The following is a 14629-nucleotide window of genomic DNA, read 5'->3' as shown; positions in this document are numbered from 1 at the left end:
CGCTATTCGCTCCGGCTCGCCAGCGCATTCACCGCGGCAACCGTGATCGCAGAGCCGCCGAGGCGGCCCTGGACCGTCAGCGCCGGCACGGGCGGATCGGCCATCAGCGCGGCCTTGGACTCGGCCGCGCCGACAAAGCCGACGGGACAGCCGATGATCGCCGCAGGCCGCGGGCAGTCGCGGTCCTCCAGCATGTTGAGCAGATGAAACAGTGCGGTCGGCGCATTGCCGATCGCAACCACCGCGCCATCGAGATGCGGCCGCCACAGCTCCAGCGCCGCGGCCGAGCGGGTGTTGTGCATGGATTGTGCGAGTGCAGGCACGGTCTCGTCACCAAGCGTGCAGATGACGGCGTTGGCTGCGGGCAACCTTGCGCGCGTAATCCCTTCCGAGACCATGCGCGCGTCGCAGAGGATCGGCGCGCCCTTCTGCAAGGCGGCGCGCGCAGCGATCGCCATGCCCGGGGTGAAGCGGATATGCGCCTCAAGACCCACCATGCCGGCGGCATGGATCATCCGCACCACGATTTGCTCCTCGTCGGGCGAAAAGCGCGCGAGATCGGCTTCGGCGCGGATGGTCGCAAAGGACTGCCGGTAGATCGCAGCGCCATCGGTCTCGTAAGTGTGCGGCATCAATGCCCTCCCACCAGGATGGAGGGATCGCTGACGATGTCGGCGCCGTTCAGGCCGCGCAACACCGGCTCGTCGCGGATCGAGCCGTCACGGACGAGATCGAATCCGGCACGGGTCGCCACCAGCGTGACCGCGGCCGTGCCGGAATGGGCACAGCCCTTGCCGCAGCCGGAGACGTGGAGCCGCGTATCGGCGGCGATGCGCGGGGCGAGCGCTGCTGCGAGCGCACGCGTATCGGCATGGGCTTCGCGGCAGCGCGGGGCGCCACTGCAGGCAATGACGCGCAGCGCGGGATCAAACGGCTCGGTGATGAGGCCCGGCGCGCTCGGCATCTCGCGCTTGCCCTCGCTCAGCACCATCCGCCAGGGCGTCATGCGCAGCGCATGACCGCACCCGGCGAACTGATGCAGCGTCGTGTGCAGCATCTGCCCGAACGCGACACCCACCATCGGGCCTTGCGGATAGTGCCCGGGACGCGAGGCGGCCATCACGGGCGCGGGCTCGGTCTCGCCGCGCAGCGATTGAGGCAATGCCGCGCCGGAGGCGATGTGGGCCGCCATGCGCCCTCGCCCGCCCGTCGCGCCGCCGGAGACCAGGAACCAGCTTGCGAGCGCGAGCGCCGTGCTCACGGCCTCTCCGCGTGCGACGGAGCGGCCGAGCTTTGCGCCGTTGGCCCGCACCAGGAGACCGCCTGTGCGATCACGCTCGATGCGTATGTCAGCGGAATCGCCGGCGAGCACGCGCGAGGTCCCGTCATCGATCGCGAAGCCGAACTTGGTTGGAAGCGCGAGCGCGTTATCCTCGAGCGCTTCTTCGAGCTCGGCGACGAGCGATTGTGTCGCGTCGCCAGCGCGCCAGAACGGCGTGACGAGGATGTTGCGACGGGCTTCCGTGGCCGGATCGGGATCGAGCAGCGCCAGTCGCGCAAGGCCGTCAATCAACGGCCGATGGCCTTCTTCGCTAACGCCCCTGATCTGCAGATTGGCACGGCTCGTCACGTCGATCAGACCATTGCCGTGTTGCCCGGCGAGCTCGGCAAGTCCTGTGATTTGTGGTGCTTCGAGCCGCCCACCGAACGGACGCACGCGCACCACGAGCCCGTCGCCCGAGAGCATCGGGCGCAGCGCGCCGGGACACCAGCCCTTGACCATGGCCGCGCTCATGAGGCCTCCCGCAGCGCAGCCGCGATCGAATTGCGGCGCGTTTGCCAAAGCGCCGCATCGTGCAGGCGCGCGAAACAGGTTTCCATCGCGGCGAGAGCGGACGGATTTTCACGCGCCATGAAGGCGCGGACGTCGTCATTGCCGAGCGTCGCATCGTAGTAGAGATCGAACAGATGCGGCGGCACGGCACCGGCCAGATGCGCGAAAGCGGCCATGTGCTCTAGCGTCGCGGTGATCTCGGCGGCGCCGCGAAAACCATGACGCATCATGCCGGCGATCCACGCCGGGTTGGCGGCGCGCGCTCGGACGACGCGCGAGATCTCCTCGGTCAGCGTGCGCGCGTGGGGCTGCTCGGGACGAGTCGTGTCGAGGTGATAGAGCGAGAGTCCTGCCGCGCCGAGATGCGCTGCAGCCGCCGCAACGCCGGCTTCATGCGCGGCATAATCGGCCGCGAGCAGCAGATCAGTTTCCGGCAAATCCTGGACATGGACGAAGCCATCAGCCGAAGCAAGGCGCTGCTCGATGCCGGCGCGATTCAGCTGCATCTCGCCGTCGGCCGAGAACGCCCAGGACGATGCCGACAACCAGGCTTCGCCCGCGGCTTCGCGTGTCTCGGGCGTGAAGGCATCGGGGATCGCCGATAGACCGACGCCGTATTGTCCGGGACGCGGCGCGAACACGCGGGAGGCGCGGTGGCGGTACGGATTCTCGTCGCCCTCGTCCTCGCGTGTCGCAAGCGCTTCGGAGGCGGCCTCGAACAATTGCGCAAGGCCCGAGAAGACGTCGCGGAACAGGCCCGACACCCGCAGCGTGACGTCGATGCGGGGACGGCCGAGCTCGGCCGGCGCGACGATGTCGTATCCGATGACGCGGCCGGAGGCGTGATCCCAGCGCGGCGCAAGGCCGGCCAGATGCAGCGCCATCGCAAATTCCTCGCCCGCGGTGCGCATCGTTGCCGAGCCCCAGAGATCGACCACGAGGCCCTTCGGCCAGTCGCCGTGATCCTGCAGATGGCGGCGCAGCAGCTCTTCGGCAAGCTTGATGCCCTGCGCATGCGCCGACGGCGTCGGCACCGCGCGCGGATCGACGGCAAAGAGATTGCGTCCGGTCGGCAACACGTCCTGACGGCCGCGATAGGGCGAGCCCGACGGTCCCGGCGCAACGCGCTTGCCGGCAAGTGCCGAACGCAACGCATCGCGCTCCGCATCGCCGCAGGCGCCGCAGCCGAACACATGCAGGCCGTCGCCGAATTGGCTTTCCTTGAGATCGCAGACGAAGCGATCGATCCGCGGAATGGCTTCGGCGGGCGCGGCCAAGGCATCCAAACCGAGATCGTCCTCGAGGCCCGCCACGCGCGCCTCATCACGGATCGCTGCGATCAATCGCCGACGGCGTGCGGGATCGAGACCATCGGCGGTCGAATATTCGTCGAGGAGCTGTTCGAGCCGGCGCAAGCCTTCGGGCACGGCGGATGCGGCGAGCGGCGGCGGCAGATGGCCGATGGTCACGGCCCCCAAGCGCCGCTTGGCCTGCGCGGCCTCGCCGGGATCGTTGACGATGAAGGGATAGATCACGGGAAGATCGCCGATCAGGGCTTCCGGCCAGCACGCGGACGACAGCGCCACGGATTTCCCGGGCAGCCATTCCAGCGTGCCATGTGCGCCCATGTGCACGACGGCGTCACAGGCCTGCTGCCGAAGCCAGAGATAGAACGCGACATAGGCGTGGCGCGGCGTGCGGGCGAGATCGTGATAATCGGTATCGCGCGTGGTCGCATCGCCGCGTTCCGGCTGGACCGCGATGACCGACTTGCCGCATTGGATCGCGGCGAAATGAAACGCGCCGTCGCGGCAGCTCGGATCACTCTCCGGCGCGCCCCAGGCTTGCGCAAGATCATCCTGCAAAACTTGCGGCAGGCGCGAAAGCGCCGCGCGATAATCGGCGATGCCCCAGGTGAGCCGCTGCCTTAGCAGCGCCTCGCCGAGCGCATGGACCGGCGCAACATCGAAGCCGGCCTCAGCGAGATCGGACACCAACGCCTCGACCGAGGCCAGCGCATCGAGCCCGACCGCATGCGCGATCTGGTGCGGACGGCCCGGATAGTTCGAGAGCACGAGCGCCAGATGCTTCTCACCGGCCGGCGTCTCCGCAAGTCGCCGCCACGCCGCGACGCGCGCAGCGACGGCCGTCACGCGCTCCTCATCGGCGCGATGCGCCAGGTGTGAGAACTGCAGATCGGGGTCACGAATGCCGGCTGATTTGAAGCTAACCACGCCCGCGAACAGCCGGCCGTCGACCTCGGGCAGCACCACATGCATCGCGAGATCGCCAGGCGACAGGCCGCGCAGCGAGTCCGCCCAGTCCTCGCGCCGGGCGGTGGAGAGCGCGACCTGGAACACCGGGCACGCTGCGGCATCGAGCGGCGTCGTGCCGTCGTCGCCAGCCGCGGAGAACGCCGTCGCGTTGACGATCGCGGCGGGAGGATTTTGCGCAAGATGCGCCCGCAACCAATCCGCGACGCCCGCGGCCTTCAGCGAGGTCACGAACACGCCGCAGGCTTCAAAGCCGCGCCCGCGCAGCGCTGCGATCAGGGCATCGACCGGGCCCGTATCCGCGGCGGTGAGATATGAGCGATAGAACGTCACCAGCGCGCGCGGCCTGCCCTCGCCGTGCGCCGGTGCCGCAATGACGCCGCGGGCGGGATCGTAGAACCCCATCTCGGGTACGGCGGTGTCGCCGATAACAGGCCCGGCATAGAGTCCCGAAGCCAGTGCGAGCTGTGCGATCGCGGCTTGCGCGGCGACCGGTCCGCCGGTGTCGCAGAGCACCTTGAGCCGGCGCAGCGTCGAGACCGGCAGGGTCGAGTATGCATCGAGCCGCGGGTCGTCACGACCGTCGGCCGGCAGCACGGCCAGCACAATGCCACGGTCCTTGGCGAGCTGCCGGAGCACAGCCAGACCATACGGCCAGTAGGACTCACCACCAATCAGGCGAACCAGAATGCCACGCGCCTGAGACAGCGTGCGCTCGATATAGGTGTCCACTGACAGCGGATGGCGCAGCTCCGCGAGATTGGCGAGCCGCAATGACGGCAGGCTCTCGCGACCACGCCGCCAGCCGGCTGCGAACGCCGCGAGATCCGAATCCGAATACGAGAGCACCACGAGATCGGCCGGGTCCTGGCCGATATCCCTTGGCGTCGCGGTCTCCTCCAGACCACGGCTCTCGCGGAAGACGACGTGCATCAGATACCAAGTCCTGACCTGATTGCGGCCTCGTCGATATCGCCGTGCTCGCCGATCACGACGAGCTTCGACCGCCTGTGACCTGCGCCCCAGGGCTTGTCGAACTGGTGGCGCACACGCTCGCCGACCGCCTGCAGCAGCAGCCGCATCGGCTTGCCCGCGACCGCGATATAGCCCTTAGCGCGCAGCACGTTCTGCTCGCGCGCCAGCTTCTGGACGGATGCGACCAGCGCATCGACGTCGGCGACTTCAGGGAGGTCGACCACGACCGAGGCGAAATCATCGTGCTCGTGCTCTTCCTCGCCGTCATGATGCGAGGGACGCGCGGCGAGATCGTTCTCGGCGGCAGCGCCAAGACCGAGGATGACGCGCGCATCGATCGCACCGTCGGTCACGGGGAGCATCGGCACGCGGCGCGGCATCTCGGCGGTGATGGCAGCCTTGGCCGCTTCAAGTCCCGCCGCGCCAGCGAGGTCGGCCTTGGTCAGCAGCACGATGTCGGCGCAGGCGATCTGATCCTCGAACACTTCCGACAGCGGCGTCTCGTGATCCAGGCTCTCGTCCGCCGCACGCTGCGCTTCGACGGCGTCAGGATCCGGCGCAAAGCGGCCAGCGGCGACAGCCTCGGCATCGGCGAGCGCGATCACGCCGTCGACGGTGATCCGCGAACGGATCTCCGGCCAGTCGAATGCCTTCAGCAGCGGCCTGGGCAGCGCCAGGCCCGAGGTCTCGATCAGGATGTGATCGGGCCGCACCGGCCGCGCGAGCAGTTTTTCCATGGTCGGAATGAAATCGTCGGCAACCGTGCAGCAAATGCAGCCATTGGCGAGCTCGACGATGTTCTCCTCCGGGCAATTGGCGTCGGCGCAGGATTTCAAGATCTCGCCGTCGACGCCCTCACTACCGAACTCGTTGACGAGCACCGCGAGCTTCTTGCCGCCGGCATTGCTGAGCAGATGCTGGATCAGCGTCGTCTTGCCCGAGCCGAGAAAACCCGTGACCACCGTAACCGGGACTTTTGCGAGCGAGTTCATTCGGCGGCCTCCGGCACGACGGCAATGGGGGGAATGCGGGCAAGCGACTGCTTGCGGAATATTTCCGGCCGGCTGCGCCAGGGCACAAGGCCGTCAGGCGCGGCCGCATAGGCCGCGGCGCCCGCGACCACGTCCTGCGCATTCGCATCGGACAGGCGGCCATAGACGTAGGACCAGCGGCCGGGCGCGCTCAGCGCCACCGAGCAGCCCTGGTTGCAGGCCGACAGGCATTCGACGGGAACCACATTGACACCCTCGGGCACGCCCGCGTCGAGGATCGCCCCATGCAGGCGCTTGCCGGGCGTCGCCTCGCCCTCGCCTGGCGTCTCGCCGGCACGGCAGGTGATGCAGACGTGAAGTGTGACGGTCATCGCCTCTTCCAGATAACAGCGGGAGGCGATGAGGCACACGGACCATTCTTCAGAAGGCCCGTTTTCCCCGTCGCGGAACACCCCGTCCGCCGGTCCAAAACTCGTCCGCGCTGGCAGGTCTCCCGGCTTGCGGAGCAGGGTTTTCCCCTTCGATCCCCGCCTTCCCGATTCCCTGAGGGAATCAGTGGCTTCGGACATCTCTCCGGTCACGGTCGCGGGGGCGGCTGCATTTTGGACCCAAATCTTGCCGATTCGGACCCTATCGCATTCCCTCTTCGCCTGTCATAGGACAGGAACCAACGCCGGGCCACCATTTGCCGGTGGCCGCCACTTGTCAAGCCGAAGGACCGGGACCCGATGACGCCTGAACCGGATACAAAAACGGCCGAAGAAACCGACACCCGCCACGCCACGAAAATGGCGAAGAAGAAGGCCGCCCGCGACAAGATCATGGCGACCAAGAGCGGCGAAAAGGGCCTCATCATCGTCCACACCGGGGCCGGCAAGGGCAAGTCCTCGTCGGCCTTCGGCATGATCGTCCGCTGCGTCGCGCATGGCTTTCCCTGCGCAGTCGTGCAATTCATCAAGGGCGCCTGGGATACCGGCGAGCGGCGCCTGCTCACTGGCCATTTCGGCGACCTCTGCCAGTTCCACGCCATGGGCGAAGGTTTTACGTGGGAGACGCAGGACCGCGCCCGCGACATCGCCGCCGCGCGCGCCGGCTGGGAGAAGGCCAAGGAGCTGATCCTCGATGAGAGCCTGCGCATGGTCGTGCTCGACGAGATCAACATCGCGCTGCGCTACGACTATCTCGACATCGCCGAGATCGTCGAGTTTCTGACCACCTCGAAGCCGCCGATGACGCATGTCGTCCTCACCGGCCGCAACGCCAAGGACGAGTTGATCGAGATCGCCGATCTCGTCACCGAGATGACGCTGGTGAAACATCCCTTCCGCTCCGGCATCAAGGCACAGGCCGGCGTCGAGTTCTGAGTTCGATGGCACGCGCGCTGATGATCCAGGGGGCCGGCTCGGACGTGGGCAAATCGCTCATCGTCGCCGGTCTCGCGCGTGCCTTCACCCGGCGCGGCCTGCGCGTGCTCCCGTTCAAGCCGCAGAACATGTCGAACAATGCCGCCGTCACCGTCGACGGCGGCGAGATCGGCCGCGCACAAGCGTTGCAGGCCCTCGCCGCTCGCGTAGACCCGCACACCGACATGAACCCCGTGTTGCTCAAGCCCGAGACCGACATCGGCGCGCAGGTGATCGTCCACGGAAAGCGCATCGCGACCGCGCGTGCGCGCGACTATGCCGCGATGAAGCCATCGCTGATGGGCGCGGTGCTGGAGAGCTTTGAGCGGCTGAAGGGGCGCGCCGATCTGGTGCTGGTGGAAGGTGCCGGTAGCCCGGCCGAAGTGAACCTGCGCAAGGCCGACATCGCCAATATGGGCTTTGCGCGCAAGGCGGACGTGCCGGTCGTGCTGGTCGGCGACATCGACCGCGGCGGCGTCATCGCCCAGCTCGTCGGCATCAAGACCGTGATCGACCCCGACGATGCCGCGATGATCCAGGGTTTTGTCATCAACAAGTTCCGCGGCGATCCCTCGCTGTTCGACGATGGCTACAGGCTGATCGAACAAAGAACGGCCTGGCTCGGCTTCGGCGTGCTGCCCTGGTTCGCCCGCGCCGGCGAGCTGCCGGCCGAGGATGCGCTCGGCCTCAGCGACGCGCGCAAGCCGGGCCAGTACAAGATCGCCTGCCTGGCGCTGTCGCGGATCGCCAATTTCGACGATCTCGATCCGCTCAAGCTCGAGCCGGGCGTCGACCTCGTGATGGTGCGCCCGGGCGAGCCGATCCCGGGCGATGTCCGCCTCGTCATCATTCCCGGCTCAAAATCGACGCGCGGCGATCTCGCCTTCCTGCGCGCGCAAGGCTGGGACATCGATCTGCTCGCGCACCACCGCCGCGGCGGCCATGTGCTCGGCCTCTGCGGCGGCTATCAGATGCTTGGGCGCAGCGTCGCCGATCCTGACGGCATCGAAGGCACCGCAGGCGACACGCCGGGCCTCGGACTTCTGGACGTGGACACGGTGATGAGTCCGCAGAAGACGCTGACGCGTGTCGCGGCCGTGCATACCGACACGGACCAGCCAATCGAGGCGTACGAAATCCACATCGGCCGCACTGACGGGCCGGATCGCGCGCGCCCGTTTGCGAAGCTGAACGGCGAGCCCGAAGGCGCGATCTCGCGCGATGGCCGCGTGCAGGGCAGCTATCTGCACGGCCTGTTCACGTCGGATGATTTCCGCAAGGCGTATCTGGCCATGCTCGACATTCCCGCAGGTGGCGAGCCCTATCAAGCCAGGGTCGAAAGCGCGCTCGATGCGCTGGCCGATCACATCGAAAAGCATCTCGACGTGGAAGGACTGCTCGCGCTAGCGCGCTAGCACCTCGGCAAGCCGCGTCCATTCGGCTTCGCTACCCGGAAGCCCGAGGCGCAACCATGTCGGCCTTTGTGCGAAGACGCGCGACCAGATCTGGCTTCGTGCCAATCTCTCTTGTGCGGCGAGCGCGCCGGGCGTCTCGTAGAGACGGAACAGCGGCGTCCCCCCAAGCAGCATCCAGCCTTGCGCGTGCGCTATGGCATCGAGGCGAACACAGCCCCGGGCAAGTCGCGCTGACGTGGCCTCGGCCCAGGCGTCGTCACGCAACGCGCGACAGCCGATCGCGATCGCCGCTCCCGAAACCGGCCATGGACCCGACATCGACGCAAGCTTGCCTATGTCGGCGGCATTGCCGATCGCGAAGCCGAGCCGCAGGCCGGCAAGACCATAGAACTTTCCGAAGGAGCGCAGGATCAGCAGTCCCGGCCGACCGGCCTCCGATGCAAGCGACAGCAGCGGAACGGCGTCGACAAAGCTCTCGTCGATGACGAGGCGGCCGACGCGCGGCAGCAGTGCGAGCAGATCCTTCGGTGCATGATGCTGACCGCCGGGATTGTTGGGATTGACGACGATGGCGAGATCCGCGCCTGCCAGCGCGTCGAGCTCGCTGGCCTCCTGGACATCCCAGCTTGCAGCCGACAGAACCCCTGCGTATTCATTGTAGGTCGGTCCGAGGATGCGGGCGCGGCCGGTTGGTACCAGTTGCGGCAGCAATTGAATGGCAGCCTGCGCGCCGCCCATCGCAACGAGCGGTGCGCTGGTGCGATAGGCACGCTGCGCCGCCTGATGCAGGGCGTTGATGTCGGATCGCGACGGCAGCGCATTCCAATGGTGCGGATCGATCTCGGCCACGGGATAAGGCAGCCGGTTGATCCCTGTCGACAGATCGATCCAGTCTTCCGCGCGTCCGCCAAAACGCTGCTGTGCCAGATCCAGATTTCCACCGTGCTCGCGCATGCCCCGTTCTTTCACGCGAAGGCCAGGATCGCAAGCAGGCCGGCGAGCAGCATCATGGCGCGGCGGTAGACCGTCAGTGCCTCGGCGATATCAGCGGCGCGCGGGTCGCGCGCGCCTTCGTTCAGCCAGGGCTCGTCGGTCGCGCTGCCGTGATAGATGCGAGGGCCGCTGAGCCGGACGCCGAGCGCGCCGGCCATGGCCGCTTCCGGCCAGCCGGCATTGGGCGAGCGGTGACGGCGTGCATCGCGCGTCATGCATGACAGCGCCTCCGATCGCCGAGGAGCCAGCAGCACGAACAGACATCCGGTCAGCCGTGCCGGAATGAAATTGGCGACATCGTCGATGCGCGCCGCCGCCCAGCCGAAGGCCTCGTGCCGTTCGCTGCGATGGCCGATCATGGAGTCCAGCGTGTTGATCGCCTTGTAGCCGATGATGCCCGGCAGCCCGAGCAGCGCGCCCCAAAACACCGGCGCCACGATGCCGTCGGAGGCATTCTCCGCAAGGCTCTCGATCGCCGCGCGCGCGATCCCGGCTTCATCGAGCGCTGCGGGATCACGGCCGACGATGCGCGAGACTGCCTCGCGCGCGGCGGTGATGTCACCGGCCATCAGAGGATTCGCGACGGCGGCGACGTGGTCATGCAGCGAGCGCGAAGCGACCAAGGGCCAGGCCAGGATGCCGATCAGCACGATCTGGATCCAACCCGAGGAAAGCAAGGCCTGAAGCGCGCAGCCGATCGCAACGGAAAATCCGATCACCAGGAGCGCTCCGGCGACACCAGCAGCGCGGCGGAACGCCGGCGGATCGGACGCGCGATTCCACGTGATGTCGATGGCACCGATCAGCCGACCCAGCCAGGTCACGGGATGACCGATCCGCGCGAACAGCCACGACGGCCAGCCGAGGAGGGCATCCACCGCCATCGCCACCACCATCGCACCCGCAAAGCCCACACACGCCTCCTGTCCCGCCCCTGTTGCGCAAAGCGAAGGCAGAGCGCAAGCCCCCGCCCGGCTGATTTCGGCTTTGTCTTTGGCCGCGTTTGGTGATTAGTCAGGCCCACAGGAGACCTTTATGGCCGTCATCTTGATCACGGGCGGAGCGCGATCGGGCAAGAGCAAGCGTGCAGAAACGTGCACGCGCGCTTTTCCCGGGCAGCCCGTCTATGTCGCGACGGCGGAGGCACTCGATACCGAAATGGAGGCGCGCATCGCAAAGCATCGCGCGCGCCGCGGAACCGACTGGATCGAGCGCGAAGTGCCGCTCGATCTCGTGCCCGCGCTGATCGCAAGCGATGGCGGCGGCGCACGGCTGGTGGACTGCCTGACACTGTGGCTTTCCAACCTGATGCATGCGGAACGCGACTGGGAGCGTGAAGTGACCGAACTCGCGGCCGCCCTGCCCCGCCTGAAAAGCCCGGTCGTCCTCGTCACCAACGAGGTCGGTCTCGGTATCGTCCCCGACAACGCGCTGGCGCGCAGCTATCGCGACGCCGCCGGCATCATGAACCAGATCATCGCCGAAGCCGCCGACGAGGTCGAGTTCGTCGTCGCCGGTTTGCCCATGAAATTGAAATGATGCCGCGCGCCGAGCTCTTCAAGGACGTCGTCGCCGATCTCAGGATGGCAGCGTCGTTCGTCACGATCCTTCCCGTCGCATCGTCGAAGCCTGCAGGCGACGGCGCCGTCGCGCGCGCGACCTGGGCGCTACCCGTCGCGGGACTGCTGGTCGGCCTTGCCGGCGCTTTCGTCTACAAGGTGGCCATCCGCTTCGGACTGACGCCGAACATTGCTGCCCTGCTTGCACTCGCGACGACCGCCCTCATCACCGGCGCGCTGCACGAAGACGGTCTCGCCGACACCGCCGACGGGCTCGGCGGCGGTCGCACGCGCGAGCGCAAGCTCGAGATCATGCGTGACAGTCGGATCGGGACCTACGGCGTCTGCGCGCTGATTGTGTCGTTCGGCCTGCGCTGGAGCGCACTCGCAGCGATCGCCGATCCCTTGCTGGTTGCATTTGCACTGTTGTCAGCGCATGCCGCCGCCCGCGCCGGCGTGCCGGCCTTCATGTCATTGGTACCGCCAGCGCGGCCTGACGGGCTGTCGGCGAGCGCGGGACCGCCGCCGGGCCGCAGCATCGCCGTCGCCTTCGCTCTTGGAACGCTCGCGCTCGCTCTCGCGTTGGGGCCGGGCAAGGCGCTGGTCGGCCTGATCCTGCTGTCGCTCGCCGGCCTGTTGCTGGCGCGGCTTGCCGTGCGCCAGATCGGCGGGCAGACCGGCGACATCCTCGGTGCCTTCGAGCAGATCGGCGAGATCCTCATTCTGCTGGTCGCGGCATCCTTCCGGATGGGAGGCTGATCTCATGGTCGAGTTCGACGACACCTTCCGTCAGCACTTGCGCGAGCTGTTCGTGTGGCGCCGCGACGTCCGCCGCTTTCGAGCTGACCCGCTGCCGGCCGGCGCCATCGATCGCCTGATCGAGACCGCTTGTCTCTCGCCCTCGGTCGGCCTGAGCCAGCCCTGGCGCTTCGTCACCGTCGATGATGCCGCACGACGTCGCGCCATCATCGACGATTTCACGGCGTGCAACGCCGACGCGCTGAACTGCTATTCCGGCGAACGTGCGGCCCGCTACGCCACGCTGAAATTGTCGGGCCTCGAACAGGCCCCCGGACACCTCGCCGTGTTCGCCGACAAGGCCAGCGACATCGGCCACGGCCTCGGCCGCGCGACCATGCCGGAAACCACCGAGTATTCCGTGGTCGCTGCCATCACCGCGATGTGGCTCGCCGCACGCGCAGAGAGCATCGGCATCGGCTGGATCTCGATCCTCAATCCGAATCGTATCCACGCCGTTCTCGACGTGCCCAATACCTGGAAGTTCATCGCCTATCTCTGCATCGGCTATCCGGAAGTCGAATGCAACCAGCCCGAGCTGGAGCAGGCGAAATGGGAGCACCGGCGCGGCGCAGACGAGTTTACGTTGCGGCGTTGACCCCAAGCTCGTCATGCCCGGGCGTGTCCCGGCATCCACGTCTTCGTTTCCACGTCAAAAGAACGTGGATGGCCGGACACGCCGGGCCATGACGGAGACGCTACGACCTGCTCCTGCCGGCCACCGCCGCCACAGGCGCGGGTGGCTCCGGCTTCTGGAACATCAGCAGCGGCCGGAAGATGACGCGGCCATAGGCCTCGTAATGGTTCTGGGTCGAGACCGCCATCTTCAGCGGCGTCGCGTAATTCGCCTCGAACGTCATGAACGACGCATAAGTCCAGGAGAAGCCGACGCCGACAGAGGCCATTTCGGTGACGCCGGGGAAGGTCGAATACACCGCACCCCAGTCGGTGAAGACGTAGGTGTCGAAACCCCTCAGCCATTGCGACCAGTTGTAATGCAGTTCGGCGTTGAGATAATAGCCGCTGTCGCCGGAAGCCGCATTGGAGGGATAACCGCGTACGGTGGTGGGGCCGCCGATCGAGAAGATCTGATCGCCCGGCAGCAGCTTCTCCTGCGTGTACTGCCAGCTCGCCAGCACATTGGCGCTGAAGTTCTGGGGCCCTGCGGCGCTCGTCGCGATCAGCGAGCCGGTATAGGTGTTGAACGCGCGGTTGTTGCCGAGCACATAGTCATGCCACGCGATGTAGTTCACTGCCGGTGAGACCGTGATCGAATAGGTGTTGCCGGACTTGGTCACCGAAATTCCGGCCGTGGTCTTGTCGTAGTGGTCGTCGGTGACGGCGACCGTGGCAAAGCGGCTGACGGTCTTGCCCTCGGTCAAGGCGGCGTTGAGCAGCACCAGCCAGTCCTGGGTCACCCAGACCGGCTGGCTGAAATTGACCGCGGCCTGGCTCGAGCGGCCGGTGACGTCGAGCGCGACGAACGGCCCCTGGACGATCTTGATCTTGCCTTCGGTATAGCTGACGCCGGCGCGGCCGCCCCAGGGATTGACCGGGATGCTGTAGGCGACGTTGCCGTTGAGATTGCCGTCGGAACGGACGCCGTAGAAGGTCAGGCGGTCGTCGACGCCGAACAGGCCGTGGCGCTTGTAGAAGGCACCGCCTTCCCAACGCCCCGTGTTCTCGGAACCCTGGTTGTCGGTGAAGAGCTGCAAGGTGTCGACCCGCGGCTCGATCACCGCGAATTGGAGGTCGGTGAGGCCGAAGCTCGTGCCGGGCTGCAGCAGCGCCTTGATCTGGACGTCGTTGGTCCGGTTGAACCAGATCACGTCGCGGTTGAGCTTTGGAACGTCGAGGACCTCGCCTTCGGGCTCCTTCACGCGATCGAGGATGTAATCGGTGCGGGTCTGCTTGTTGCCCTCGACCGTCGTCTTCTGCAGCCGGCCTTCGGTTAGCTTGACGCGGACGACGCCGCCCTTGGCGTCCTGCTCGGGCAGGGTCGCGATGCCCGTGACGATGCCGCGCGCGGCATAGACCGCATTGATGTCGGCAACGAGCTGCAACAGCGAGGCGATGTCGACGTCCTTGCCGACATATTTCTTCGCGATCTCATCCAGCTCCGCCGGCGTGATGAACTTGGACTCGTCGAACGTGACCTTGCGCAGGCGAAATTTCGGCCCGCCCGGCTTCAGGAGCTGGGACTTTTCCCGCTCGCCGCCGATCACCGCCGGCCCGGTGAGCTTGGGCGGCGCGCTCTGCTGCTCGAGCTGCCGCCGCTGCCGGTCGACGTCGTTCTGGATCACGCCGGGATTGATCGACTGGGCGCGCGCAGACGCGATGCAGCAAGCTGCAAGCCCGATCCCCAACGATGCCCCCAGAATCCGCAT

13 protein-coding genes and 1 riboswitch are annotated in these 14629 nt (G+C 67.0%); of the genes, 5 read left to right on the top strand and 8 right to left on the bottom strand.

What is annotated here, in order from left to right; translation table 11 throughout:
- Positions 1 to 2 precede the first annotated feature (2 nt).
- The 5 genes from A3AS_RS0102145 to A3AS_RS0102125 are packed head-to-tail and all read right to left on the bottom strand — an operon-like array spanning position 3 to position 6445.
- Positions 3 to 632, bottom strand: coding sequence for a precorrin-8X methylmutase (locus tag A3AS_RS0102145; protein WP_018315961.1), 630 nt, complete (start codon positions 630 to 632; stop codon positions 3 to 5).
- Complete coding sequence (gene cobG, locus A3AS_RS0102140) at positions 632 to 1795, bottom strand: precorrin-3B synthase (RefSeq protein ID WP_018315960.1); 1164 nt, start codon at positions 1793 to 1795, stop codon at positions 632 to 634. Before cobG ends, A3AS_RS0102145 begins: the two co-directional genes overlap by 1 nt.
- The gene (cobN, locus tag A3AS_RS0102135) at positions 1792 to 5040 is read right to left on the bottom strand and encodes a cobaltochelatase subunit CobN (RefSeq protein WP_018315959.1); all 3249 of its coding nucleotides are present in this window, start codon (positions 5038 to 5040) and stop codon (positions 1792 to 1794) included. The genes cobG and cobN overlap by 4 nt, the downstream gene beginning before the upstream one ends.
- Entirely contained in the window at positions 5040 to 6074 is a 1035-nt protein-coding gene (gene cobW / locus A3AS_RS0102130) for a cobalamin biosynthesis protein CobW (RefSeq protein WP_018315958.1), read from the bottom strand. Before cobW ends, cobN begins: the two co-directional genes overlap by 1 nt.
- The gene (locus A3AS_RS0102125) at positions 6071 to 6445 is read right to left on the bottom strand and encodes a DUF1636 domain-containing protein (RefSeq protein WP_018315957.1); all 375 of its coding nucleotides are present in this window, start codon (positions 6443 to 6445) and stop codon (positions 6071 to 6073) included. The genes cobW and A3AS_RS0102125 overlap by 4 nt, the downstream gene beginning before the upstream one ends.
- Before the next feature lie 94 nt (positions 6446 to 6539).
- Positions 6540 to 6761, bottom strand: a riboswitch (cobalamin riboswitch).
- A 41-nt stretch (positions 6762 to 6802) separates the two neighbouring features.
- Here A3AS_RS0102125 and cobO point away from each other — a divergent pair.
- Both cobO and A3AS_RS0102115 read left to right on the top strand, forming a co-directional pair.
- Complete coding sequence (gene cobO / locus A3AS_RS0102120) at positions 6803 to 7438, top strand: cob(I)yrinic acid a,c-diamide adenosyltransferase (protein ID WP_018315956.1); 636 nt, start codon at positions 6803 to 6805, stop codon at positions 7436 to 7438.
- Positions 7439 to 7443: 5 nt separating this feature from the next.
- Entirely contained in the window at positions 7444 to 8892 is a 1449-nt protein-coding gene (locus A3AS_RS0102115; protein ID WP_018315955.1) for a cobyric acid synthase, read from the top strand.
- On the opposite strand, the gene cobD is transcribed toward A3AS_RS0102115, so the two are convergent.
- Both cobD and cbiB read right to left on the bottom strand, forming a co-directional pair.
- Positions 8881 to 9846: a threonine-phosphate decarboxylase CobD gene (gene cobD / locus A3AS_RS0102110; protein WP_018315954.1), complete on the bottom strand. Its 966-nt coding sequence runs from the start codon at positions 9844 to 9846 to the stop codon at positions 8881 to 8883. The two genes, A3AS_RS0102115 and cobD, sit on opposite strands and share 12 nt — an antisense overlap.
- Before the next feature lie 11 nt (positions 9847 to 9857).
- A complete protein-coding gene (cbiB, locus tag A3AS_RS0102105) occupies positions 9858 to 10799 on the bottom strand; it encodes an adenosylcobinamide-phosphate synthase CbiB (protein ID WP_018315953.1) in 942 nt (313 codons plus the stop codon).
- A 121-nt stretch (positions 10800 to 10920) separates the two neighbouring features.
- Between cbiB and cobU the strand changes: the two genes are divergently transcribed.
- The 3 genes from cobU to bluB are packed head-to-tail and all read left to right on the top strand — an operon-like array spanning position 10921 to position 12840.
- Positions 10921 to 11424 carry a bifunctional adenosylcobinamide kinase/adenosylcobinamide-phosphate guanylyltransferase gene (gene cobU, locus A3AS_RS0102100; protein ID WP_018315952.1) on the top strand — a complete coding sequence of 168 codons (504 nt, stop codon included), beginning with the start codon at positions 10921 to 10923 and terminating at the stop codon, positions 11422 to 11424.
- Positions 11421 to 12203: an adenosylcobinamide-GDP ribazoletransferase gene (cobS, locus tag A3AS_RS0102095; protein WP_018315951.1), complete on the top strand. Its 783-nt coding sequence runs from the start codon at positions 11421 to 11423 to the stop codon at positions 12201 to 12203. The genes cobU and cobS overlap by 4 nt, the downstream gene beginning before the upstream one ends.
- A gap of 4 nt (positions 12204 to 12207) precedes the next feature.
- A complete protein-coding gene (gene bluB, locus A3AS_RS0102090) occupies positions 12208 to 12840 on the top strand; it encodes a 5,6-dimethylbenzimidazole synthase (RefSeq protein ID WP_018315950.1) in 633 nt (210 codons plus the stop codon).
- Positions 12841 to 12940: 100 nt separating this feature from the next.
- On the opposite strand, the gene A3AS_RS0102085 is transcribed toward bluB, so the two are convergent.
- Positions 12941 to 14629: a ShlB/FhaC/HecB family hemolysin secretion/activation protein gene (locus tag A3AS_RS0102085; RefSeq protein WP_020508596.1), complete on the bottom strand. Its 1689-nt coding sequence runs from the start codon at positions 14627 to 14629 to the stop codon at positions 12941 to 12943.

The organism is Bradyrhizobium sp. WSM2793, from assembly GCF_000379585.1.
Classification (GTDB): domain Bacteria; phylum Pseudomonadota; class Alphaproteobacteria; order Rhizobiales; family Xanthobacteraceae; genus Bradyrhizobium.
Note: the sequence above shows the minus strand (reverse complement) of the source record. Positions and strands in the feature narration are given on the sequence as shown.

Coding starts and splice junctions, on each gene's coding strand:
- A3AS_RS0102145 (WP_018315961.1), bottom strand. CDS start 632: ATGCCGCACACTTACGAGACCGATGGCGCTGCGATCTACCGGCAGTCC.
- cobG (WP_018315960.1), bottom strand. CDS start 1,795: ATGAGCGCGGCCATGGTCAAGGGCTGGTGTCCCGGCGCGCTGCGCCCG.
- cobN (WP_018315959.1), bottom strand. CDS start 5,040: ATGCACGTCGTCTTCCGCGAGAGCCGTGGTCTGGAGGAGACCGCGACG.
- cobW (WP_018315958.1), bottom strand. CDS start 6,074: ATGAACTCGCTCGCAAAAGTCCCGGTTACGGTGGTCACGGGTTTTCTC.
- A3AS_RS0102125 (WP_018315957.1), bottom strand. CDS start 6,445: ATGACCGTCACACTTCACGTCTGCATCACCTGCCGTGCCGGCGAGACG.
- cobO (WP_018315956.1), top strand. CDS start 6,803: ATGACGCCTGAACCGGATACAAAAACGGCCGAAGAAACCGACACCCGC.
- A3AS_RS0102115 (WP_018315955.1), top strand. CDS start 7,444: ATGGCACGCGCGCTGATGATCCAGGGGGCCGGCTCGGACGTGGGCAAA.
- cobD (WP_018315954.1), bottom strand. CDS start 9,846: ATGCGCGAGCACGGTGGAAATCTGGATCTGGCACAGCAGCGTTTTGGC.
- cobU (WP_018315952.1), top strand. CDS start 10,921: ATGGCCGTCATCTTGATCACGGGCGGAGCGCGATCGGGCAAGAGCAAG.
- cobS (WP_018315951.1), top strand. CDS start 11,421: ATGATGCCGCGCGCCGAGCTCTTCAAGGACGTCGTCGCCGATCTCAGG.
- bluB (WP_018315950.1), top strand. CDS start 12,208: ATGGTCGAGTTCGACGACACCTTCCGTCAGCACTTGCGCGAGCTGTTC.
- A3AS_RS0102085 (WP_020508596.1), bottom strand. CDS start 14,629: ATGCGGATTCTGGGGGCATCGTTGGGGATCGGGCTTGCAGCTTGCTGC.